The sequence below is a fragment of the Kitasatospora sp. NPDC092948 genome, assembly GCF_044754805.1.
Lineage (GTDB): Bacteria > Actinomycetota > Actinomycetes > Streptomycetales > Streptomycetaceae > Kitasatospora.
In genome coordinates this window covers 271,991-291,352 of the sequence record NZ_JBIVPU010000004.1, presented here as the reverse complement: position 1 = coordinate 291,352, position 19,362 = coordinate 271,991, and the positions used below count along the sequence as shown (strand labels likewise).

Sequence of the window (19,362 nt, the reverse complement as noted above, 5' to 3'; positions counted from 1 at the left end):
CGGCGGTTCCCCACTCGAAACGCTTGGCTACTGCCTCAAGTGCCACGAGTACGGCCGCGGCGAACCCGCGGGCCGGATCAGCTCGCACTCCACTGCCATCAAGGACCACGTGGGGTGCAGCTCCGCGGCTGCTCCCCGGCCCCGGGGAGAACACGAGAGTTTACGTGGACGGTGTGCCACCAACGAGAAAAGCCCGGCCCGGAGTATGTGCTCCGAGCTGGGCCTTTGCCAGGTTCACCCTGCTTGCGAGGGTGGGCGCAGACGGTTTCGAACCGCCGACATCCGCCTTGTAAGGGCGGATGTGGCACTGCCATCTACCAGGGGAAACTGGCGACCTGAGGGTGATTTAGGAGAAATATTGGAGATCAACTCTCCCAGACGCTCTCCCACCCCAGGTTCGCCATCGCCCGCTCGAAGATGCCCTGAAGCCCCTTCAGCCTAGCCTGCCTCATCTCCGGAGTGGGGTGCTGATAGACGCCCTTCATTCCGGGGCGCGCATGCCCAGCCTGCTCGTACTCCAACGCTGGCGCGACACCGATCTGAGCCTGGAACGTGTCATGGGTGTGCCGGAGAGCCCGCATCGTCAGGTTCGGCATGATCGGTTCCCAAGCCGAGCGCGGAGCGTGCCCCTTGGTTGCATTCAGCGCCTTGCGCCCATCAGCAGCGGGACGCAGCACCTGCCTACCGAAGTTGCCACGGCGCCAGTGCGCCCCGGAGGCGGTCATGAACAAGAACTCGCTCTTCACAGTGCTCACGTGATCACACAGGAGCTCGGCAAGAAACGGCGGAAGGTCGATGTCCCGGCGCGACGTCCGCGACTTCAGCGGCTCCAGGGCGAGAACCATCCCGAGCGCCTTGCCGGTCGCCGGATCACGCTGCTGGTACTCAGCGACCTCCTCGCGCACGTACAGCACTGGGCACGTGAACACATCCCCATCGAGGGGTTCGCGACGCTCGCCCAGACTGCTGGGACGTAGTGCGAGGCTCTCCCCCCAGCGCACGCCACTGAACGCGGTGGCGATGATGTGCATCCCGTCGCCTCGCCCGACCCGCCGGGCGATCTGGAGCACCACCTCAGGGGGTGCCCACAGCTCCTCCTGACGCCGCTCCTTGGCATCCAACTCGGCTCTGATCGCCGCCGGTCGCGACCGCCGCCGGCCGAACAGCGGGTTGACGGACAGGCGCTTCGCATCGACGGCCCCGGTGAGGATCTGCGACATCAGCGTGACGCACTTCGTAGCGGTGGAGTCGTCGCACGCAAGGGAGTTGGCCCAGTTCTCGACGTCGAACCACGTGATGGACTGGATCGACACATGCTCCCACTTCGGCAGGATGTGGGCCTCGAGGAGTTCCCACCGAGTGCCGACGGTGCGGCCTCGGGGTGCCTTTGCAGCCATCCATGTGCGCGTCCACTCGCCGAATAGCGCCCGGGCGAGGTCCGGGTCGATCCACCGGCCGGCGCGGATAGCCGCTTCCTGCTCGCTACCCCATTCGATCGCGGTGCGCTCGGTGGGAAAGCCAGGCTCGGATCCGGTAGTCCCATCGGGTTTCTTGTACCGCGACCGCCACGTGTACTGCTTCGTCGGCTTGCCGTTGCGGACCTTATAGACCTTCTCCGCGTAGGCCATCACCCCTCCTTGTCTTCGGCCGGCGGGGCACGCTGAGTTCGTGGCCCCGCCATGCCGACAGAGGTGGTGCTAGGCGACCAGGCCGAGCGCGGCCAGCAGGTCCGGGTCCGCATTGAGTCGGCGTTCCAACTCGGCAGCCTGCTCGTCAGTGACCAGCTCGGCATTGAGGTGGAGCTCCGGCTGCTGGCCGGCCTGACGGTAGAGCACGGCGATGGCGCTGCCGGGGTTGATCTGGACGCGCAGGGTCCGCACGGGCGGACCACCCCCTTACCTGGTTGGGATGACCCCCCTCCACAGGTAGCGGAATTCTGTCACACGATTGGCACATGCGTTTGGCGTTCGAACGGCGTGTCGAGCCGGGCGCTACTGATCCTGCTGTTCCTCGTCGTCCGCGAGGATGTCGTGGGCAGCACGCTGGAAGCGGTGCCACTGCTGCTCCAACTTGCGCTGCTGAGCCGCAGTCAGCTTCTGCTTCTCGCCGGCCTTCCAGATGAGGATGACGTCACCTTCGCCCATCGGCACCGCGGTGGCATCCACGACCTGGCCGCCGAGCAGGGCGCCCCTCACACGCACGGTCAGGTCGTCGAGCAGGGTGTCGACGCCAGCTTCAACGCTGGCCTCGACCGAGCCAGCTGACCGAGATGCCTCCGAGTCCGCCCGATGGGTCGTCAGCTCCGGAGAACCGCCAGCCAGGACCTTCTCGACACTTCCGTCCATCCAGCCCAGCGCCCGCGCAACCACGCGATGGGTCGACAGGATCGCTGGCTTCGTTCGAATGCCACGCTCCATGGTGAAAACAGTCGACGGGCTGATGTCAGCTTCCCTGGCCAGGTCATCCTGGGTCCAACCCAGACGGCGGCGTCCGGCTTCCACCATCACGCCGAACCGCTTCCAGTCTCGATCCATGAAGCACATCATGCCCTAGCCGGGTGCAACCTTCACGACCAGATCCAGCCTTTTGACCTGCACTTAAGGCTTAGAACCTGCTGCCTCCCGTTGCATCAGCCACGGACACGCCATGGACTGATAGTCAACTTCACGAGTCTGATCGTAGAGTTCCCGTGGACTTTGCTCTTGAACTTTGCGACTCGACGTGGTTCGCTCCTCTTGTGACACCGAACGGCACAGCAATCCGAACCATCCGCGAGTCTCAAAATTTGAGCCTCCGCGTCGTGGCGTCCAAGGCTCGGCTCAGCCCAGGCTTCATCTCGAAAGTTGAGAGGGGAAAGGCCCGGGCCAGGCAGGAGTCGCTTCGCCGGATCGCGACTGCTCTCGGTGTTCCTGTTGCCGCCATCAACCGAGAGGAACTGTCGTGACGCTGGCCATGGCCCCGCCACTGATCGTTGACCCGCCGAGGCTCACTGCCGAAGAGCGGCTCCGGCTGTACACGCCGGCGGAAGTGGTCGCTCTCGGCCTGCTGCCCTGGTCCGAGCGAACCCTGCTCGACATGGCCTACGCCAAGAAGATCCCGCACACCAAGCCGGGCGGAAAAATCCGATTCCGCCTGGACCACATCGCCGCAATCCAGCAGGCCGGTGACGTGAACCCGGCCACGCGCGGCCGCCGCCGCGCCGCCTGACGCGGCCTATGGCATGGGTCGGGCCCCCGCCGGCAAACACCCGGATCGCACCCGGATGCCGCAGCAGAGGCCCATCGGCCCGCGATCAACCATCCCAAGAACGAGAAGGAGCAGGCCATGGGCCAGCTTACCGAACTGCAGGACCAGGCCGGGGCGCTGAGCGTCCTGTCCGATGTGGTGCACCGCGCCGCCATCGCCGGTGTCCCCCAGCACATCGCCCCGACCTGGTGCGTCATGGGCGACCGCATCACCGGCCGGCTCCGGTCCGCCGACGACTCCGCGCTGCACGCCCTCGACGCCTGGCTGCGTCTGGTTCTCGGGGTCGCCCGGATCGAGGTCACCACTGACTCGACGCCGTCCGGACCGCGCCGGGTGTGGACGATGACCACGGTCATCGCGGATGTCTCGATCGACCTGTCCGCGTCGATCCCCACCGGAGCCGCACCGCGCCACCAGGCGGTGGCCGCGTGACCGGGCCCCTGGCGACCATCGCCGCACTCCACGCCCTGATGGACGCCCACCCCGAGCTGGCCGCGACGCCGAGCCGCTGGCAGGTCGACCCGGATGGCACGCTGCACGCCGACCCTCCGTTCGGCGCAGACGGCGGCCACCGCGCGGTGCAGGCTCTCGCGGCGGCCCTCGGCTTCGGCACCACCACGTACGACACCACGTTGAAGGACGGCAGGACCTGCCGCGTCGTCCTCATCGACCACACCGCGGCACTGGCTGAGATGCCGGTGTACGCCAGCGCCTGGGAGCCGGTCGTCCCGCTGCCGGTGCGCGAGGTCCACACCGACGCAGAGCAGCAGCTGTGCGCGTCCTGGATCGACCAGCACGGCGACCCGGCGGACTGGTCGCTGGACACCCGGCTCGCCTATTCCGCCGCGGTGGCGCTCGCCCGCGCCGAGGGCGCCCTGTGATCGCCCTCATCGTCGCCGCCGCGCTGGTCGCCATGGCCGGCCTGCTCGCCCTGCCGCGCCTCCAGCGCCGCCGCGCAGCCCGGCGCCTCCATGCCGAGATCCGCTCCAACACCCCGACCCAGCGCCCCAAGGAGCCGTGATGCGCATCATCACCACCCGCCGCCAGGAAGAGGCCGACCGCACGCTCCGGCTGCTGCGCAAGCAGCTGGCCGACGCGCGTGCCGAGACCCGCGTGCAGGCCACCGCAAACGGCCGGCTCGCCGCCTGTGCCGAGACCGTACAGGCCGAGCTGCAGAGCACCTGCGCCGCGCTCTCCAGCAGCCACCGCGAGCTGATCGAGCAGATCGACCGCCTCCAGGGGCAGGTCCGGATGCTCCAGCGCGACCGTGACGGCCTGCGCCGCCAGCTCGACCATGCGCTCGGCTACGACACCGCCGAGCTGGCGCTCATCGCGGCCGGCCCGACGAAGACGACCGGAGCCCCCGACCTGGCAGCCACTGCCTGACAGCCCGCCAGACCGCCCGGGGCGGGGATGACACCGCTCCCGCCCCGGGCCACCAACCCGACCTTCCCGCACCGACCCGAAGGACCGCAGTGGGCATCCGCCTGATCGTCGAGGTCATGGACCATGCGCCCTCGACACTGACGCACCGCGAGGCATGGGTTCTCGCCGTGCTGGCGGAAGATGCCAACGACGGCACCCGGACTTGCTGGCCGGGCATCGAGGACGACCCCGACACGGTCCGCCGTATGCGAATCCCGTCTCGGTCCAGCCGGTACGACGTGCTCAAGGCGCTCAAGTCCAAGGGTGCTCTGGAGGCGGTCGAGGCTGGCCGTCGGGGCCGCCGCGCCGTCTACCGCATACCCGTCTTCGCCGTGCTCGACCGGAACGGACAGGGTCCGGATCCTCAGGACGCTACCAACTCACAGGGTCCGGATTTCCCGGACGCTAACAACTCGTCAGGGTCCGAATCCTCAGGACGCTATGAGGCCCCACAGGGTCCGGATCCTCAGGACGCTAACCCGAGTTTGGGTCCGGATTTGAGCCCAATAGCGTCCGGGAAATCCGGACCCCTACCCCTCAACCCCCTCAAGAGAGAGAACTCTCCCGCCGCGCGCGCCACACCCGACCCTGCAGTCGACCTGTTCGAAGCCTTCTGGAAGGCCTACCCGCGCAAGGTCGGCAAGGGCGCCGCCCGAAAGGCCTGGGCCGCCGCGCTGAAGCGCGGAGCCGACCCCGCATCGATCGCTACCGCTGCCCCCCGGCACGCCGCCTTCTGGATCACCGCCGGCACCGAGCCCCGTTTCATCCCGCACCCCAGCACCTGGCTCAACAGCGAACGCTACGACGACGAACTCGCCCAGCCCGCCCCGCAACAGCCCCAGAGCTACGCAGACCGAGGGATCTTCTGATGACTCACCCCGACGACGAGGACGAGCAGCTCCTCCACGCCGAACCCCATGACCTCACCGCCGAGCAGGCCTTCGTCGGCCTGGTCGCTCTCGCCCGAGATCCCCGCCGCGTCCTCCGCGACACCGCCATCGCCCCCGCCGACTTCTACCGGCCCGCCCACGCCACCATCCTCCGCGCCTACACCGCGCTCCTCGACTCCGGCGAGCCGATCGACCCGATCACTGTCGCCAACCGTCTCCAGGCCGATGGCAACCTCGCCCGCATCGGTGGCGCTCACTACCTCCACACCTGCATTCAGGCCGGAGCCATCGCCGCCAGCGCCGACTGGCTCGCCGACCATTTGCGCGCACTGTCCCTCCGCCGCCAGCTCATCCAGGCTGGCCGTGAACTTGCCGCTGCTGCCTTCGATCCCGCCGGAGGAGACGATGCCGCGGCCGCCCTCGCCGAGCACGCCGTCGCCCGACTGCGTGACGTCCGCGATGCAGGCCGCGCCGCCGAAGACTCCCCCGTCCTCGACATCCATGATTTCCTCGCCATCGACCACGGCACCTATGACTGGGTCCTGCCCGGTCTCCTCGAGCACACCGACCGCATCATCTGGACCGCCGGTGAGGGCGGAGGCAAATCCGTCCTCCAACGGCAGTTCGCCGTGTGCACCGCTGCTGGGGTTCTGCCATTCGGCCACGAGACCAACCAGCTCGGCCCGAAGCGCGTCCTCGTCCTGGACTGTGAGAACTCCGCCCGACAGTCCGCCCGCCACTACCGCGGCCTGATGAACGTTGCAGAACGCCAGCGCACCCCCGTCCGCCGCGGCCAGCTCCACATCGACCTCCGGCCCGAAGGCATAGACCTCACCCGCCCCGACGGCCGGGCCTGGCTGATGCGCCGCGTCGAGGAGGTTATGCCTGACCTGCTGATCGTCGGCCCGATCTACCGGCTGCACGCCGGCGACCCCAACTCCGAAGAACTCGCCCGCGCCGTCACCGTCGTACTCGACGAGGCCCGTGCCACCGCCGGCTGCTCAATCTCCATGGAGGCCCACTCCCCACAGGGCGGCAACCTCGGCCCCCGCGCCCTGCGCCCTGTCGGCAGCTCCCTGTGGCTCAGATGGCCCGAATTCGGATATGGCCTCCGCCCGGTCGCCGACGAGCGCACCGCTCAGGACGACCGCGGCCGCCAGATCATCCCCTGGCGCGGTGCCCGCGACGAACGTCAGTGGCCCACCCACATCTGCCAGGGCGCCGATGGCGGCTGGCCCTGGCGGTCCTACCGCCCCATCGACGCCGACCCCTACACCGGCCACTCCCCGACCGGCGCACTGACCTGACAAGCCAACCAGCACCAACAAGGAGATCACTCATGGCCGGAGACACCGTCATCACCCTCGTCGGCAACCTCGTCGACGACCCCGAGCTCCGCTTCACCCCGGCCGGCGCTGCCGTCGCCAACTTCCGCATCGCGTCGACCCCGCGCACCTTCGACAAGAAGACCAACGAGTGGAAGGACGGCCAGACCCTGTTCCTCCGCTGCAACGCCTGGCGGCAGCTTGCCGAGCACCTTGCCGAGAGCCTCCAGCGTGGCATGCGCGTCATCGTGCAGGGCCGCCTCATCCAGCGCTCGTACGACAAGGGCGGCGTGAAGCGGACCGTGTTCGAGGTCGAGGTCGATGAAATAGGCCCGAGTCTGCGTTCGGCAACCGCCAAGGTCACCCGCGCCAACCGGCAGCAGAACACGACCACCGGCACCAACTGGGCCTCGACCGGCGGGACGTACTAATGGACAGCGTCGAACTTCTCGCCAGCGCCGGTGGCACCACCGTCACCGTCCTCGTCGACCCGGCCGACGCCGTCCGACTTGCCGGCCGCAGCATCTCCATCGGGTCCCACGGCTACGCGCAGATCTACGACGACGGCGTGCGTACCCTGCTCCACCGCTGGGTCATGGGAATCAACGCCGGCGACCAGCAAGGCCGGATCGTCGACCACATCAACCGGAGCCGGCTCGACTGCCGGCGCGCGAACCTGCGGCTCGTCACCCCCACCGAGTCGAACCTCAACCGCACGCTCCAGCAGCGCGACCTGCCCACCGGCGTCTACCCGACCCGTAGCAAGCGGTACGTGGCCAAGCTCAAGCGCCACCGCCGCGCACACCATCTGGGCACATACGACACCCCCGAACAGGCCGCCGCTGCAGTGCATGCCGAGCGCGCCCGTGTCGACCCGCTCGGCTTCCAGCAGCCCGCCGCCTGACTCTCCCGGAGGAACCCGTGCCCGACTTCGACGTCAAGGTCATCTGCACCGATGACTACCCGCTCATCATCACCGTCGACAAGGACAGCGTCGCAGATGTAAGGGGCAAGGTCCCGCTCGCTCAGGTTGTCCAGATCCTCAGGCATCTCGCGGACCACTTCGAGCGCCAGGCCGCACAGAGCTGACAACCCGCCACGTCAAGGGAGATGACCATGCCCGACCTGACTGCCAACCAGCGCACCATCTACATCCTCGCGGACAGCCTCAGCTGGCACGCAGACCCGGACTGCGACGTCTTGGACACCGCCGAGCTCCTCGGCGCCGCCGCCACCGTTGCCGACGCGATCGTCGATGTCTGCTCCGACGAGATGCTCGACCTCTACCGGGCCCGCGACGAATGCGACCAGTTCCGGGCCCTGCTGATCCGCGAGGGCTACCTCGACGACCCGGCTGATGGCATCGCGACCGCCGGCACCGGCGCTCCGCTCCCGCTGGAGGACTGACCGATGACCCGGCCCCTCGACGCCATCCAGGCCCGCTGCGACGCAGCCACCAAGGGCCCCTGGTACCCCGACTACATCGACGGAATGGTCCACGACCTCGAGGGCCGCACCGTGGCCCAGACCGCCGCAACCGACCCGAACCCGAACGCCACCTTCATCGCCCACGCCCGCCGGGACGTGCCCGCGCTGATCGCCCGCGTCCAGGAGCTGGAGCAGCAGCTCGCCGAGATGACCCGCTGCCGCGACGCCGCGATCCGTGCCCTGAACCGCGACGACATCGACACCGACATCGACGTCGAGGACACCGTCGCCAACCCGCTGTGGGGTCCCGGCTGGGACTGGGAGGACGAGCACACCCCGCGCCGGATCGCCCGCGACATCGCCCCCGAGATCCGGCCCGCCCTCGCCAAGGCCACCCAGCAGCGCGACGCCGCACTCGCACGCATCGTCGAACTGGAGGCCGAGAACGAGCGGCTCGCCACCGAACGCGGCATCTACCACGCCGCCTGGCACTCCGCCCGCAATCGAGCCCGCACCACACACGAACGTCTTGACACCGCCGCACACGGCCGCGACCGCGCCATCGAGGCAGTTGAACAACTTCAGGCCGCCGTGGACCAGATGCCCCGCTGCAACGCACCCCACCCCGTCACCGACGGCGACCTCTGCGAACGCCAACCCAGCCACGATGGCTGGCACGCCGCCAGCGTCGGGGCATGGCCCGACTCGCAGCTGCCGCATGCCCCCAGCGCGGCCCACGACGCCCGCTGACGACCCGCCACACAACCCTGGAGCACTGCATGCCCCCGTCCCGTGCCCAACTCGCCGCCAAACACGCCCGCGTCATCGAACTCGCCACCGCCGGCCGCTCCACCGCCTCCATCGCCAACGAACTCCACATGGACCGCCGCCAGGTCCGCCAGATCCGCGCCGATGCCAACATCCCCTCCCTGCCCGCCGGCAGAATCCAGACCCTCACGGTCGAGGAGAAGTGGCAGCAGCGCGTACGCGAACTGCCCGACGGCCACCTGGAGTGGACCGGCGAGCGGCAGCACACCAGCGGAACCCCGGTGATGCGCCACTCCGGCCAGACCTACACCGCCGCCCGAATCGCCTACCGAATCAAGCACGGCACCGACCCGATCGGCTACGCCACCCCGGGCTGCGGCACCCGGCACTGCATCGCACCCGACCACATCGACGACCTTCCGCGCCGCACCCGCGACCGCGCCGCGCTGCGCACCGTCCTCGGCACCCGGCCCCGATCCAAGACGTGCCAGCGGTCCGGCCACGACCAGGACATCCACGGCCGGATCGAGCCCAACGGCTCGGCGTACTGCGCGGCCTGCAAGCGCGACGACAAGGCGAAGTACCGCAAGACCACCTCCCCGGCCGCCTGACGGCCCGCCACCACACCACGGAGACCACCATGACCGACCGCCAGCTCGCCACCGAGTTCGCCCGCCGCCAGATCGCCGAAGACCGCGCCGACCTGCTCCGCGAGATCGAACGCGTCGCCGACGCCGCCCGCTACATCCACACCGACGCGCAGGCCGGTCGAGCCGCCTTCTCGCTGGCCGGCAACCTGGCGCGCCTCAACCAGTACGTCACCACCGCTCTGCACCACGCCGCCCGGCTGCAGGGTGTCGAGGAGACCGCCGCCTACCTCACCAGCCAGGAGGGCTGACCCGTGGCCATCCCCGACGAGCCGCTCGCGCCGCTCATCGCCCTCGACCCGCCCATCCCGACCGCGACCGGCAGCATCACCGAGAACACCATCACCGGCACCGCGGAGATCGCCGTCCAGGCCGGAGAGGTCGGCGAGATCAACATCAACAACGGCCCGACCTTCACCGGCAGCAACATGGCCGTCCAGGTCATCAACGGCGGCACCATCCAGCAGAACGGCGCCCGCTTCGGCGGCATCACCAAGGACTGACCACCCGCCGGCCGTCTACATCGGGCGGCCGGCCCGAACCCGAGGAGCACACCGTGACCGACCCTGTCCGCACTGCCTACGAGGCCTACGCCACAGCCACCAGCGGCCTGAACCACCTCGGCAGCCCCATGCCCACCTGGGACCAGCTCCCCGACCCGCAGCGCGCCGCCTGGACCGCCGCCATCGCCGCCGCGATCTACGCCGCCGATGTGAACCACGACCACGCCCATGCCGATCGCATCGCCGAGAACCGGTGGCTTCGAGCCGAGATGGCCCGCGCCGCTCGGCTCATCGAGGCCGGACACTCCGACCAGGCCCTCACCCTCCTCCGCCGCGAAGGCCGCCCCGGCGAGGAGGAGCCGTCGTGACCCGCGAGCGCGCCGGCCGACCCGGCATCACCTGGGAGACCGTCACCCGGTCCGTCGAGCAACTGGTCGAGGACGGCCAGCCCGAGCCCCAACCCAACCGCGCAGCCCGCCGGGCGCTCGCCCGCAAGACCCGCAAGAGCCGCACCCGCTGACCAGCGCCACGAGGAGACCGCCATGCTCACCCCCGCCGCCACCGCCCAGCTCCGCCAGCACCTCACCGAACTCCCCGAACTCCTCGTCCGCACCCACCTCGCGCTGGTGCCTGGCAGCACCCCCCACACCAGCCACGTCTCCGGCGGCCGCACCGAAGCGCCCCTGCCGCTCAACCTCCAGGCCCTCGACCTCCTCGGCCCCCGCCACGACAGCAACCCGGGCCCCACCCAGCTCATCGGCTGGGCCCGCTACGTCATCTGGGACCGCCGGGCCGCCAACGACTGGACCGGCTGGGTCCCACCCGGCAGCCGCGAGCTACACCCCGCCGGATGGCGCGAATCCGCAGCGAGCACCGCCATCGGCTGCCTGCTGCTGCACTGTGAGTTCGCCGCCGGCCGCGAATACGCCCACGACCTCGCCGACGACGTCCGCGCCACCCATCGCGCCCTCGACCGCACCGCCGGCGGAACCTCCACCCTCTGGCAGCCCGTCACCATCCCCTGCCCCCGCTGCCGACTCCTGACCATGCGCCAGCGCACCGACGGCTACCGCGAATGCGCCAACCCCGACTGCTGGGCCGTCGTCAGCCGGGACGAGTACACCAACCTCGCCACCGCCGCCTGACTCACCCAGCCGCGGGGTGACTCACCCCACCTGATTCCCGAGGCACCCATGATGCATCCGCCCACGATGTCCCCGGACGAGCTGCGATCCGCCATAGCCAGCGCCCTCGGCTCCCCGTACGTCTACCGCACCACCATGCCCCCGCAGGGCGGCCCTGAGCTCGCCGAGTCACCCCTGAGTCAGACCCAACAGGAGGGCCATGAATCGACGCTGGTGGCGCTCCACCGTTGTTGGCGACGCGGAGACTCGACTCGTCAGGCCGCCGCCACCTGCGGGGTGAGTCAGGCCACCGCCAGCCGGAGATTCAGGGAGTTCAAGGCGAGTGCTTGAAGCAGCGAGTACCCTCCGGCGAGAGCGCCGGAGGGTACTTCGATCATGTCGGCGACTAGGCGGTGCCGTTCGCCCGCCGCTCACGATCGGCAGCCTGCTTCACGAGGTTGTTGGCCGCGGCGATGATCGGCCCGGCGCTGCCGTCGTACCCATCCACGACGGTGTCGTGGATGATGTTCTGCGCCACCTGCCTTGCCGTCTCGGGAGTGCCGCGCCAGTTGGTTTCACTTGGAGTGGTCATGGGGCGACCCTGACCCAACTCCGGGCCACAGCAGCCGAGTTGTCCGAAGACGACCAGTACTGATCCAGATCCGCACCCACCGCCACTCCACCCGCGAGAAGATGACCACATGACCACAACGCGACTCCCGGACCCCGAACAGGGACCGGACTGGTACTGGATGATCACCGGAACATGGGAGTACAGCGGCAGAACCCACACCGTCACCGCATCAGACACGATGGCGACCTACGCCGGCGACACCTACAGCGACCTCGCCGAACGAGCGATGATGGCCTACCAGTACAAGGCCAGGGCATCGCAGACCATGGTGGTGCAGATGCTGCACCTCGCACCGAACACCGTGATCAGCGCTGCCAGTCGCTCTTGAGGAAGTCGCTCCCCCGCTCGGCCTGTCGCACCCCGGCCGCCGGCCCGAGCGGGCGCCCGCCGCGTGGCCGCTTGCGCAAGATCCGCCGCTGTGTCACGCTGTTGCCAGCACTACACGTGCGTCCACGTCACGAAGGGCCCGACTCCGGTCGGGCCCTTTCGCGTTCCCGGGAGGTGACCATGGACCCCCTGCTCACCGGACCCCAAGCCGCGGCCCTGTGCGGTGTCGACCCCTCGACCATCCGCCAGTGGAAGCGCCGAGGCCTCATTACCCCCGACGGACTCGACCTCCGCGGTCGCCCCCTCTACCGGCAACTCACCGTCGCCCGCGCCGAAGCACGCACCCGCCAGCGCGCCGGCCGCCAACTCCCCACCGCCGCATAGACCACAGAAGGCTGGGGCCGTGAACGACGCGACGACCGAACTGACGGAGTTCCTGCACGAGCAGCTGGCCGCCGACGAGCGTGACCCCGGAGGCGTTCCCGATAGCTGGGCCGCAACCCAGGTCACGTCCAAGCGGGGCTTGATCACCCTGCTGCTCGACACCACCCACACCGTCTGCGAGGACCCCTGGTACACCTGCGGCGCCGCCACGAAGGAGCGCGAAGGCGAAAGGTGCCCGGACGAGACGCGCCGAGGAACCTGCGACTGCGGCCGGGACGGTCTCGTACTGGCAGGCCTGAAACTGCTCGCCCTGCCGTACGTCGACCGGCCCGGCTGCCGGCCCGAGTGGGCGCCCGGCGCATAGACCAGCGGCCCGCCGCCCTCCCCCCACGGTGGGCCGCTCCCTACTTGGACGGAGGCATGATGGCCTGGTCGACAAGCACCCGCCGGGGCCGCCTCCCGGCCGACTGGCCGGCCATCCGGCAGCGCATCCTCCGCCGCGACCGGCACACCTGCTACCGCTGCGGCGGACGCGCCCGCGAGGTCGACCACATCCGCCGCGGCGACGACCACAGCGACACCAACCTCGCCGCGATCTGCACCCCCTGCCACCGGGCCAAGTCCAGCAGCGAAGGCGGCTCGGCCACCCGCCGGGCCTACCGGCCCACCCGACGCCGGCCGCCCGAGCGCCATCCCGGGCTGACCTGACCTCCCTGAGGGTGGGGGAGGCCCCTCCCCCCGGACCCCCGCCCCGCTTTGCGTATAGGCGCTCGCCGCGTGTACGGGTCTGGGGATCCGGGAGGGCCCCGCGCGCGGCTGATGCCGCGCCGGGCCGGCGGTGCCCCCGCCCAGGGCCTCCTCGGGGGTGCCTGATCCGGACCGACGCCCCGCCAGCCCTCACCCCGCCAGATCAGTTCATGCAGGTCACTGGCCTGGATCCGTTACAGTCCGATAGACTGGCGGCATGGTGACCAGGGCGTGTGAGCGGTGCGGCGGCGAGCTGCCGCTGCTGGCGCGCCGCGACGCCCGCTACTGCTCGGGCCGGTGCCGCACCGCGGCGTGCCGGGCTCGTCGCGCGGTGCCGGCCGAGCTGGCGCGCTGCGACCGCTGGGTTCGCCACGACGCGCGGAAGGCGCCGCTCACCCCGTCCGGGAAGCCGGCGGCGAGCACCCGTCCGCGGACGTGGTCGTCCCGCCGCGCGGTGCGCGCCTCGCAGGCCGGTGTCGGCGAGGGATTCGTCCTCGCAGGCGACGGCATCGCGTGCATCGACCTGGACGGCGCGATCGACGCGGACGGCCGGCTGACCGGCTGGGCCGAGCGGATCGTCGCGGCGGCCGGGGCGACGTGGATCGAGGTGTCCCCGTCCGGTCGCGGTCTGCACGTGTGGGGCCGCGGCAACGTCGGCCACGGACGCCGGATCAAGCTGCCGGACGGCGGCGGCATCGAGGTCTACGACCGGGGCCGCTACATCACCGTGACGGGCCGTCGCTGGCCGGGCTCGCCTGCCCGCCTGGGCGGCATCCAGCATCTGATCGAGGAACTCGTCCAGCGATAGGGGGTGGTCGCCGTGGCCGGTACCGGCCCCGCCCCGAAGGACCCGAGCCGTCGAGCCCGCCGCAACAAGGACCAGGCCGCCCAGACCATCCTGCGCTTCGAGCAGGCCGAAGCGCCCGAGCTGCCGGACTTCCGGATCAACGCGGGTGAGGACGGCGGCCTGGTCGAGTTCGTTTGGCCGGCGCGCACCCGCGAGTGGTGGGACACCTGGCGCCGGTCCCCGCAGGCCGAACACTTCAGCTCGACCGACTGGGAGTTCCTCCTCGATACCGCGTTGATCCATGCGAAGGTGTGGTCGGGCGACTCCTCGGCGGCTCCCGAACTACGGCTCCGGGTCGCGAAGTTCGGTGCCACGATGGAGGACAGGGCGAGGCTGCGGATGCAGTTCGCCCAGGCCGACCAGGCCGATGCCGGCCGCGGCTCCTCCGGGGCCCAGGCCGCGCGCGAGCGCTACGGCAACCTGCGGGTGCTGCCGTCGTCCGGCGACGGCAAGGGGCCTGCGGCCGGGGGTTCCTGATGCCGTGGCGGGGGCCGTCCTACCCGGGCGAGCTGCCGACTCTTGGCTGGCAGGTCCTCGACTGGATGATGACCTACCTCGCGGCGCCGGACCGGCCGGAGTACGAGCCGTTCATCCCGACCCGCGAACAGGCCGAGTTCGTCCTGCGCTACTACGAGCTGCACCCGGGCACCGGCAAGCGAGCGATCCGGCGCGGGGTGCTGTCCCGACCACGCGGCTGGGGCAAGTCTCCTTTCCTGGCGGCGATTGCCTGCGCGGAGGCGCTGGGCCCGGTGGTGCCGGACGGATGGGACGCGGACGGCGAGCCGGTCGGCATGGGCTGGGAGCGGGTACGCACCCCGCTGGTGCAGGTCGCCGCCGTGTCGGAGGACCAGACCCGCAACACGTGGGTGCCGCTGCTGGAGATGCTCCGCGAGGGCCCGGCAGTGGACGAGTATCCGGGCCTGGAGCCGCTCGACTCGTTCGTGAACCTGCCCCGGGGCCGGGTCGAGCAGGTGACCAGCTCGGCCACCAGCCGCAAGGGCAACCCGGGCGCGTTCGTGGTGATGGACCAGACCGAGGAGTGGATGCGCGCCAACGGCGGCATCCGCCTCGCCCAGGTGCTCCGCTCGAACGCGGCGAAGATCGGAGGTTCCACCTTGGAGTCCCCGAACGCCTACATCCCCGGCATGGGATCGGTGGCGGAGGAGTCGTTCGCGTTCTGGAAGGCCATCCAGGAGGGCCGCACCCGCGGCGACGGCCTGCTGGTCGACCACCGCGAGGCCCCGCCGGAGACCGACCCGACCGACCGCGAGTCCCTCGTGGCGGGCCTGCGGTACGCCTACGGGGACTCCTCGGACCACGAGGACGGGTGTGTGCTGCACGAACCGCCCTGCGCACCCGGATGGTCGCCGATCGACCGCCTGGTGGGCGACTTCTGGGACACCAGCAACGACCCGCAGGTGCTCCGAAGTGACTTCCTGAACCAGATCACCCACGCCACCGACTCCTGGATCAGCCAGCCGGAGTGGGCCGGGTGCGCGGCGCCGGACGTCGTGGTCGGTCCGGGTGAGCAGATCGTCCTCGGGTTCGACGGCTCGCGCCGGCGCAACCGGGGCGTCACCGATGCGACCGCCCTTGTCGGCTGCCGCGTATCCGACGGGCACTTGTTCGAGGTCCGGGTCTGGGAACAGCCGTCGGGGCCGGCCGGGAAGAGCTGGGAGGTCCCGGTGCCCGAGGTGCTGGCGGAGGTCGACGCCGCGTTCGCCCGCTGGAAGGTGATCGGCATGTATGCCGACCCGGCGAAGTGGGAGAGCCACGTACGCGGCTGGGAGGCCAAGTACGGCCGCCAGTTGAAGGTCAAGAGCACCGGCTCGCACCCGATCGAGTGGTGGATGACCGGCGGCCGGGCGTCGCTGATCGTCCGTGCCCTGCGCGCGTTCCACGACGCCGTGGTGGATCGGGAGTTGACGCACACCGGGCCGGCGCTGACCCGGCACGTCCTGAACGCCCGCCGCTCCGAATCCCGCTCCGGCCTGCAGATCCGCAAGGAACACCCGGACAGCGCCCGGAAGATCGACGCCGCCGTGGCGGCGACCCTGGCCTGGCAGTGCCGCCTGGACGCCCTGTCGAAGAACGTCACCCGCCGCACTGTGCTGGTGCTCCGCTGACCGAGAGGAGGCCGGCATGGCGACTCCTCTCCTGATGCCGGACCAGCTGACCGTCGACGAGCAGCAGCTGCTGGACCGGCTGTGGATGCGGCTCCAGCAGAACCGCAACGCGCCCGCGTCGCAGGGCGGCCTGGACGTCCTCCAGCGCTACTACGACGCCGACCGGTACATGCGTTCGATCGGCCTGAACGTGCCGCCGGGGTGGGAACCGCTGACCACCGTGATCGCGTGGCCCGCGCAGGCCGTCGACACGGTCGAGGAGCGCCTGGACGTCGAGGGGTTCCGGGCGTCCTCGAGTGACGCCCCGTCGGACGACCTGTGGGACTTCTGGCAGGCCAACAACCTGGACGAGGAATCCCAGATGGGGCACCTCGACGCGCTGACGATGGGCCGCTCCTACGTCGTCGTCGGCGCGTCCGCGTTCGGGGATCCGGTGATCACGGTCGAGGGTCCGCAGTGGATGATCCACGAGCGCTCGCCGGCCACCCGCCGGGTGATGGCCGCGGCCCGGTTCGTGCAGGATCCGCGGCAGGTCGACCGGCCCGAGTTCCAGCGCTTCGGCCAGTCCTCTGCCGCGACACTCTGGCCGCGGCCGGGGCTGACGATCCAGCTGGTCCGCATGCAGGACGGCGGCTGGACGGTCGTGGACCGCAGCTACTCGGACCTGCCGGAGATCCCGGTGGTGCCGCTGATCAACCGGCCGCGCACCTCCTACCGGGCCGGTCGCTCCGAGATGCTGCGGGTGATCCCCGTCGCGGACGCCTGCTGCCGGGCCCTGACGAACCTCCAGATCGCCACGGAGTTCCAGGCCGTCCCGCAGCGCTACGTCCTCGGCGCGTCCGCAGAGGACTTCGTCGACGCCGACGGCAACCCGGTGCCGGCCTGGGAGTCCTACCTCGGCAAGGTGTGGGCGCTCGCGAACGAGCAGGCCACAGCGGGCCAGTTCACCGCCGCCGAGCTCAGGAACTTCGAGACGGCGATCCTCACCTACGGCAAGCTCGCCGCCTCCCTCCAGGGCGTGCCCCTCAGCTACTTCGCGGCCGGCGCGGACAACCCGAGCTCGGCCGACGCGATCCGCGCGGAGGAGGCCCGCCTGGTGAAGAACTGCGAGCGGCGGATGCGGAACTTCAGCGGCGCGTGGGAGCAGGTGATGCGCCTCGCCCTGTGGATCGCCTACCGGGGCACTCCTCCGTCCGGGCTGGAGCGCCTGGCCGTGGTGTGGCGGGATCCGGCGACGCCGACGATGGCCGCGAAGGCCGACTACGTGCAGAAGATGGTTGCGAGCCGGGTGTTCCCGCCCGCGTACGGGCCGGAGGCGCTCGGCCTGCCGGTCGCCGAGCAGGAGCGCATCGCCGAGCTGTGGCAGGAGACGGACCCGTCCGCGCGCCTGGCCGCCTCGCTCGACCGGCTCCAGACCGCCCCCGTCCCGGGGGAGGTGGGCGTCGGTGCCGGCGGATGAGACCGCCGCGCTGACCGACTCCCACCGCATCGCGCAGGCCCGCATCGGCGCGCGCGCCGCTGCCGGGGTGATGGCGGACTGGCAGCAGATGGTGCACGCCGGTGCGCCGGCGCTCTCCGCCGGGCCGTGGCTGGACTCGTCGCTGGGCCGGATCCGGTCGGCCCGCGGCGCGTCCGAGCGCCTCGCCGTCTCCTACACCCGGCTGCATCGCGCGTACGCCACCGGCAGCACGCTCCCGCCGGCCGGATCCGGCCCACCGGCGCGCAGGACCACGATCGGCCAGCTGAGGAGCGACTATGCCGCGCTGGCCGGTGAGCGGCCCCACGCCCGCCCGCAGGACGCCCGGGTCGTGCCGGTCGAGGAATTCGACTGGCCCGAGCCCGACGAGCAGTCCATGGACGACGCCGCCCGTACGAGCCTGTGGGTCACCGGTCCCGTGCACGCGGAGCAGCGTCTCGACGCCGCCGAGGCTCTGCACGGCCGGGGCCGTCTCGACGACGCCGAGTTCCTCGCCGAACTCGACGACATGATGCGCGACTGCGCGGCCACCGTGGGCGGCGCCGCCGACCGCGAGGTGCTGCGCGGCGGCCGGTCCCTGGCCGAGCAGTCCGCCCGCGCCGACGGCAGGGTGGTCGGCTGGGCCCGTGTCACCGACAGCTCGCCGTGCGGGTTCTGCGCGATGCTCGCCTCCCGGGGAGCGGTGTACAAGAGCCGCGACAGCGCGCTGTTCGCCGGCGGCCCTCCGGTGTCGCTCGACGACCTGACGAAGTACCACGACCTGTGCCACTGCCAGATCGTGCCCGTCTACTCCCGCGCCGACCACATGCCTGCCGGGTCCGTCGCCTGGCGCGACCTGTGGCAGGAGGCGAGCGACGGCCGCACCGGCAGGGACGTGCGGCGCGCGTTCGACCGTGCCGTCGCCGCCCGCCGCCTGGCCGTCCGGCGTCGCGGCCTGCCCACCAATCGCCGCTCCTGAGGAGGCCCCGTGTCCACTCCTTCGCCCGACCCGATTCCGTCTGCCGTGCCGACGGCCGAGCAGCTCGCCGAGCTCCCCGACTGGGCCCGGGCCCACCTCGAAGGGCTGACCGGACAGCTGACGGCCGCCCAGCAGGCCGCGACCGCCAGCGCCGCCGAACTCGCCGCCGCTGCCCAGCAGCTCGCGGCCGCGCCGGACCCGGCCGCCGCCCAGCAGGCCCTCCAGGCCGCCGCCGACCGGGCCGCCGCCGCCGAGCTCGCCGCGACGCGCGAACGCCTGGGCCGCCAGCACGGCCTGCCGGACGCGCTGGTCGCCCGTATCCAGGGCGCCGACGCGGCCGCGATGGAGGCCGACGCGAAGGCGCTCGCCGCGCTGCTGCCCGCGCCGGGCCCGCGCATGCCCGCCCCGGACCCGCTCCAGGGCGGCGGACAGCCCGCCCCGACCGACCCCGCCCAGCAGTTCGCCCAGCTCATCACCAACGCCCTCGCCTAGGGCCCGAAGCCCCA

The 19,362-nt window shown here is 70.9% G+C and carries 32 protein-coding genes, 1 tRNA gene and 1 pseudogene; 29 read left to right on the top strand and 5 right to left on the bottom strand.

What is annotated here, in order from left to right:
* Positions 1–252: 252 nt before the first annotated feature.
* From ACIQF6_RS14970 to ACIQF6_RS14955, 4 genes are all read right to left on the bottom strand, one after another.
* Positions 253–336, bottom strand: a tRNA-Ser gene (locus tag ACIQF6_RS14970).
* A gap of 29 nt (positions 337–365) precedes the next feature.
* The gene (locus ACIQF6_RS14965) at positions 366–1,628 is read right to left on the bottom strand and encodes a hypothetical protein (RefSeq protein ID WP_400894446.1); all 1,263 of its coding nucleotides are present in this window, start codon (positions 1,626–1,628) and stop codon (positions 366–368) included.
* Positions 1,629–1,697: 69 nt separating this feature from the next.
* A complete protein-coding gene (locus tag ACIQF6_RS14960; RefSeq protein ID WP_400894444.1) occupies positions 1,698–1,880 on the bottom strand; it encodes a hypothetical protein in 183 nt (60 codons plus the stop codon).
* 111 nt (positions 1,881–1,991) lie between these two features.
* Complete coding sequence (locus ACIQF6_RS14955; protein ID WP_400894442.1) at positions 1,992–2,534, bottom strand: helix-turn-helix domain-containing protein; 543 nt, start codon at positions 2,532–2,534, stop codon at positions 1,992–1,994.
* 155 nt (positions 2,535–2,689) lie between these two features.
* Here ACIQF6_RS14955 and ACIQF6_RS14950 point away from each other — a divergent pair, with 155 nt between their 5' ends.
* The 19 genes and pseudogenes from ACIQF6_RS14950 to ACIQF6_RS14860 all read left to right on the top strand — a co-directional run bounded on the left by ACIQF6_RS14950 (position 2,690) and on the right by ACIQF6_RS14860 (position 11,377).
* Positions 2,690–2,944, top strand: a complete 255-nt coding sequence (locus ACIQF6_RS14950) for a helix-turn-helix domain-containing protein (protein WP_400894440.1) — start codon at positions 2,690–2,692, stop codon at positions 2,942–2,944.
* Positions 2,941–3,207 carry a helix-turn-helix domain-containing protein gene (locus ACIQF6_RS14945; RefSeq protein WP_400894438.1) on the top strand — a complete coding sequence of 89 codons (267 nt, stop codon included), beginning with the start codon at positions 2,941–2,943 and terminating at the stop codon, positions 3,205–3,207. The genes ACIQF6_RS14950 and ACIQF6_RS14945 overlap by 4 nt, the downstream gene beginning before the upstream one ends.
* Positions 3,208–3,324: 117 nt before the next feature.
* A complete protein-coding gene (locus ACIQF6_RS14940) occupies positions 3,325–3,678 on the top strand; it encodes a hypothetical protein (RefSeq protein ID WP_400894436.1) in 354 nt (117 codons plus the stop codon).
* Positions 3,675–4,127, top strand: a complete 453-nt coding sequence (locus ACIQF6_RS14935; RefSeq protein ID WP_400894434.1) for a hypothetical protein — start codon at positions 3,675–3,677, stop codon at positions 4,125–4,127. Before ACIQF6_RS14940 ends, ACIQF6_RS14935 begins: the two co-directional genes overlap by 4 nt.
* Entirely contained in the window at positions 4,124–4,267 is a 144-nt protein-coding gene (locus ACIQF6_RS14930) for a hypothetical protein (protein ID WP_400894432.1), read from the top strand. The genes ACIQF6_RS14935 and ACIQF6_RS14930 overlap by 4 nt, the downstream gene beginning before the upstream one ends.
* Positions 4,267–4,632, top strand: a complete 366-nt coding sequence (locus ACIQF6_RS14925) for a hypothetical protein (RefSeq protein WP_400894430.1) — start codon at positions 4,267–4,269, stop codon at positions 4,630–4,632. The genes ACIQF6_RS14930 and ACIQF6_RS14925 overlap by 1 nt, the downstream gene beginning before the upstream one ends.
* An 89-nt stretch (positions 4,633–4,721) precedes the next feature.
* Positions 4,722–5,540 (top strand): hypothetical protein, encoded by an 819-nt coding sequence (locus tag ACIQF6_RS14920; RefSeq protein ID WP_400894428.1) that lies wholly within the window; start codon positions 4,722–4,724, stop codon positions 5,538–5,540.
* Complete coding sequence (locus ACIQF6_RS14915) at positions 5,540–6,868, top strand: AAA family ATPase (protein WP_400894426.1); 1,329 nt, start codon at positions 5,540–5,542, stop codon at positions 6,866–6,868. Before ACIQF6_RS14920 ends, ACIQF6_RS14915 begins: the two co-directional genes overlap by 1 nt.
* Positions 6,869–6,900: 32 nt before the next feature.
* Positions 6,901–7,308, top strand: a pseudogene (locus ACIQF6_RS14910) (single-stranded DNA-binding protein); the annotation flags it as partial.
* Positions 7,309–7,316: 8 nt separating this feature from the next.
* The gene (locus ACIQF6_RS14905) at positions 7,317–7,790 is read left to right on the top strand and encodes an HNH endonuclease (RefSeq protein ID WP_400894424.1); all 474 of its coding nucleotides are present in this window, start codon (positions 7,317–7,319) and stop codon (positions 7,788–7,790) included.
* A gap of 17 nt (positions 7,791–7,807) precedes the next feature.
* A complete protein-coding gene (locus ACIQF6_RS14900; RefSeq protein ID WP_400894422.1) occupies positions 7,808–7,975 on the top strand; it encodes a hypothetical protein in 168 nt (55 codons plus the stop codon).
* Between the two features lie 27 nt (positions 7,976–8,002).
* Positions 8,003–8,293, top strand: a complete 291-nt coding sequence (locus tag ACIQF6_RS14895) for a hypothetical protein (protein ID WP_400894420.1) — start codon at positions 8,003–8,005, stop codon at positions 8,291–8,293.
* A 3-nt stretch (positions 8,294–8,296) separates the two neighbouring features.
* A complete protein-coding gene (locus ACIQF6_RS14890) occupies positions 8,297–9,064 on the top strand; it encodes a hypothetical protein (protein ID WP_400894418.1) in 768 nt (255 codons plus the stop codon).
* A 29-nt stretch (positions 9,065–9,093) separates the two neighbouring features.
* Positions 9,094–9,693, top strand: coding sequence for a hypothetical protein (locus ACIQF6_RS14885; RefSeq protein WP_400894416.1), 600 nt, complete (start codon positions 9,094–9,096; stop codon positions 9,691–9,693).
* A gap of 29 nt (positions 9,694–9,722) precedes the next feature.
* Entirely contained in the window at positions 9,723–9,980 is a 258-nt protein-coding gene (locus tag ACIQF6_RS14880; RefSeq protein ID WP_400894414.1) for a hypothetical protein, read from the top strand.
* Positions 9,981–9,983: 3 nt separating this feature from the next.
* Positions 9,984–10,232, top strand: coding sequence for a hypothetical protein (locus ACIQF6_RS14875; protein WP_400894412.1), 249 nt, complete (start codon positions 9,984–9,986; stop codon positions 10,230–10,232).
* A 53-nt stretch (positions 10,233–10,285) separates the two neighbouring features.
* Entirely contained in the window at positions 10,286–10,600 is a 315-nt protein-coding gene (locus ACIQF6_RS14870; RefSeq protein WP_400894410.1) for a hypothetical protein, read from the top strand.
* Complete coding sequence (locus ACIQF6_RS14865) at positions 10,597–10,752, top strand: hypothetical protein (RefSeq protein WP_400894408.1); 156 nt, start codon at positions 10,597–10,599, stop codon at positions 10,750–10,752. The genes ACIQF6_RS14870 and ACIQF6_RS14865 overlap by 4 nt, the downstream gene beginning before the upstream one ends.
* A gap of 22 nt (positions 10,753–10,774) precedes the next feature.
* On the top strand, positions 10,775–11,377 hold the full coding sequence (locus ACIQF6_RS14860; protein WP_400894406.1) for a hypothetical protein: 603 nt from the start codon (positions 10,775–10,777) through the stop codon (positions 11,375–11,377).
* Positions 11,378–11,762: 385 nt separating this feature from the next.
* Here ACIQF6_RS14860 and ACIQF6_RS14855 read toward each other — a convergent pair whose 3' ends face one another.
* Positions 11,763–11,948, bottom strand: a complete 186-nt coding sequence (locus ACIQF6_RS14855) for a hypothetical protein (protein WP_400894404.1) — start codon at positions 11,946–11,948, stop codon at positions 11,763–11,765.
* A gap of 109 nt (positions 11,949–12,057) precedes the next feature.
* Between ACIQF6_RS14855 and ACIQF6_RS14850 the strand changes: the two genes are divergently transcribed.
* The 10 genes from ACIQF6_RS14850 to ACIQF6_RS14805 all read left to right on the top strand — a co-directional run bounded on the left by ACIQF6_RS14850 (position 12,058) and on the right by ACIQF6_RS14805 (position 19,348).
* Positions 12,058–12,318, top strand: coding sequence for a hypothetical protein (locus tag ACIQF6_RS14850; protein WP_400894402.1), 261 nt, complete (start codon positions 12,058–12,060; stop codon positions 12,316–12,318).
* A 179-nt stretch (positions 12,319–12,497) separates the two neighbouring features.
* A complete protein-coding gene (locus tag ACIQF6_RS14845; RefSeq protein WP_400894400.1) occupies positions 12,498–12,701 on the top strand; it encodes a MerR family DNA-binding transcriptional regulator in 204 nt (67 codons plus the stop codon).
* Between the two features lie 19 nt (positions 12,702–12,720).
* Positions 12,721–13,065 carry a DUF6221 family protein gene (locus tag ACIQF6_RS14840; protein ID WP_400894398.1) on the top strand — a complete coding sequence of 115 codons (345 nt, stop codon included), beginning with the start codon at positions 12,721–12,723 and terminating at the stop codon, positions 13,063–13,065.
* 59 nt (positions 13,066–13,124) lie between these two features.
* Complete coding sequence (locus ACIQF6_RS14835; protein ID WP_400894396.1) at positions 13,125–13,409, top strand: HNH endonuclease; 285 nt, start codon at positions 13,125–13,127, stop codon at positions 13,407–13,409.
* 256 nt (positions 13,410–13,665) lie between these two features.
* Positions 13,666–14,256 (top strand): DNA primase, encoded by a 591-nt coding sequence (locus ACIQF6_RS14830; RefSeq protein WP_400894394.1) that lies wholly within the window; start codon positions 13,666–13,668, stop codon positions 14,254–14,256.
* Positions 14,257–14,268: 12 nt separating this feature from the next.
* On the top strand, positions 14,269–14,772 hold the full coding sequence (locus tag ACIQF6_RS14825; RefSeq protein ID WP_400894392.1) for a hypothetical protein: 504 nt from the start codon (positions 14,269–14,271) through the stop codon (positions 14,770–14,772).
* Complete coding sequence (locus ACIQF6_RS14820; RefSeq protein ID WP_400894390.1) at positions 14,772–16,421, top strand: terminase; 1,650 nt, start codon at positions 14,772–14,774, stop codon at positions 16,419–16,421. The genes ACIQF6_RS14825 and ACIQF6_RS14820 overlap by 1 nt, the downstream gene beginning before the upstream one ends.
* Positions 16,422–16,437: 16 nt before the next feature.
* Positions 16,438–17,880 carry a phage portal protein gene (locus ACIQF6_RS14815; RefSeq protein WP_400894388.1) on the top strand — a complete coding sequence of 481 codons (1,443 nt, stop codon included), beginning with the start codon at positions 16,438–16,440 and terminating at the stop codon, positions 17,878–17,880.
* The gene (locus tag ACIQF6_RS14810; RefSeq protein ID WP_400894386.1) at positions 17,867–18,856 is read left to right on the top strand and encodes a hypothetical protein; all 990 of its coding nucleotides are present in this window, start codon (positions 17,867–17,869) and stop codon (positions 18,854–18,856) included. The genes ACIQF6_RS14815 and ACIQF6_RS14810 overlap by 14 nt, the downstream gene beginning before the upstream one ends.
* 9 nt (positions 18,857–18,865) lie before the next feature.
* A complete protein-coding gene (locus ACIQF6_RS14805) occupies positions 18,866–19,348 on the top strand; it encodes a hypothetical protein (RefSeq protein WP_400894384.1) in 483 nt (160 codons plus the stop codon).
* Positions 19,349–19,362: the final 14 nt, after the last annotated feature.

What these genes read in the sequence shown, in the direction of transcription:
- ACIQF6_RS14965 (WP_400894446.1), bottom strand. Translation starts at nt 1,628, where the DNA reads ATGGCCTACGCGGAGAAGGTCTATAAGGTCCGCAACGGCAAGCCGACG.
- ACIQF6_RS14955 (WP_400894442.1), bottom strand. Translation starts at nt 2,534, where the DNA reads ATGGATCGAGACTGGAAGCGGTTCGGCGTGATGGTGGAAGCCGGACGC.
- ACIQF6_RS14940 (WP_400894436.1), top strand. Translation starts at nt 3,325, where the DNA reads ATGGGCCAGCTTACCGAACTGCAGGACCAGGCCGGGGCGCTGAGCGTC.
- ACIQF6_RS14925 (WP_400894430.1), top strand. Translation starts at nt 4,267, where the DNA reads ATGCGCATCATCACCACCCGCCGCCAGGAAGAGGCCGACCGCACGCTC.
- ACIQF6_RS14915 (WP_400894426.1), top strand. Translation starts at nt 5,540, where the DNA reads ATGACTCACCCCGACGACGAGGACGAGCAGCTCCTCCACGCCGAACCC.
- ACIQF6_RS14905 (WP_400894424.1), top strand. Translation starts at nt 7,317, where the DNA reads ATGGACAGCGTCGAACTTCTCGCCAGCGCCGGTGGCACCACCGTCACC.
- ACIQF6_RS14895 (WP_400894420.1), top strand. Translation starts at nt 8,003, where the DNA reads ATGCCCGACCTGACTGCCAACCAGCGCACCATCTACATCCTCGCGGAC.
- ACIQF6_RS14890 (WP_400894418.1), top strand. Translation starts at nt 8,297, where the DNA reads ATGACCCGGCCCCTCGACGCCATCCAGGCCCGCTGCGACGCAGCCACC.
- ACIQF6_RS14885 (WP_400894416.1), top strand. Translation starts at nt 9,094, where the DNA reads ATGCCCCCGTCCCGTGCCCAACTCGCCGCCAAACACGCCCGCGTCATC.
- ACIQF6_RS14880 (WP_400894414.1), top strand. Translation starts at nt 9,723, where the DNA reads ATGACCGACCGCCAGCTCGCCACCGAGTTCGCCCGCCGCCAGATCGCC.
- ACIQF6_RS14860 (WP_400894406.1), top strand. Translation starts at nt 10,775, where the DNA reads ATGCTCACCCCCGCCGCCACCGCCCAGCTCCGCCAGCACCTCACCGAA.
- ACIQF6_RS14855 (WP_400894404.1), bottom strand. Translation starts at nt 11,948, where the DNA reads ATGACCACTCCAAGTGAAACCAACTGGCGCGGCACTCCCGAGACGGCA.
- ACIQF6_RS14850 (WP_400894402.1), top strand. Translation starts at nt 12,058, where the DNA reads ATGACCACAACGCGACTCCCGGACCCCGAACAGGGACCGGACTGGTAC.
- ACIQF6_RS14845 (WP_400894400.1), top strand. Translation starts at nt 12,498, where the DNA reads ATGGACCCCCTGCTCACCGGACCCCAAGCCGCGGCCCTGTGCGGTGTC.
- ACIQF6_RS14835 (WP_400894396.1), top strand. Translation starts at nt 13,125, where the DNA reads ATGGCCTGGTCGACAAGCACCCGCCGGGGCCGCCTCCCGGCCGACTGG.
- ACIQF6_RS14830 (WP_400894394.1), top strand. Translation starts at nt 13,666, where the DNA reads ATGGTGACCAGGGCGTGTGAGCGGTGCGGCGGCGAGCTGCCGCTGCTG.
- ACIQF6_RS14820 (WP_400894390.1), top strand. Translation starts at nt 14,772, where the DNA reads ATGCCGTGGCGGGGGCCGTCCTACCCGGGCGAGCTGCCGACTCTTGGC.
- ACIQF6_RS14815 (WP_400894388.1), top strand. Translation starts at nt 16,438, where the DNA reads ATGGCGACTCCTCTCCTGATGCCGGACCAGCTGACCGTCGACGAGCAG.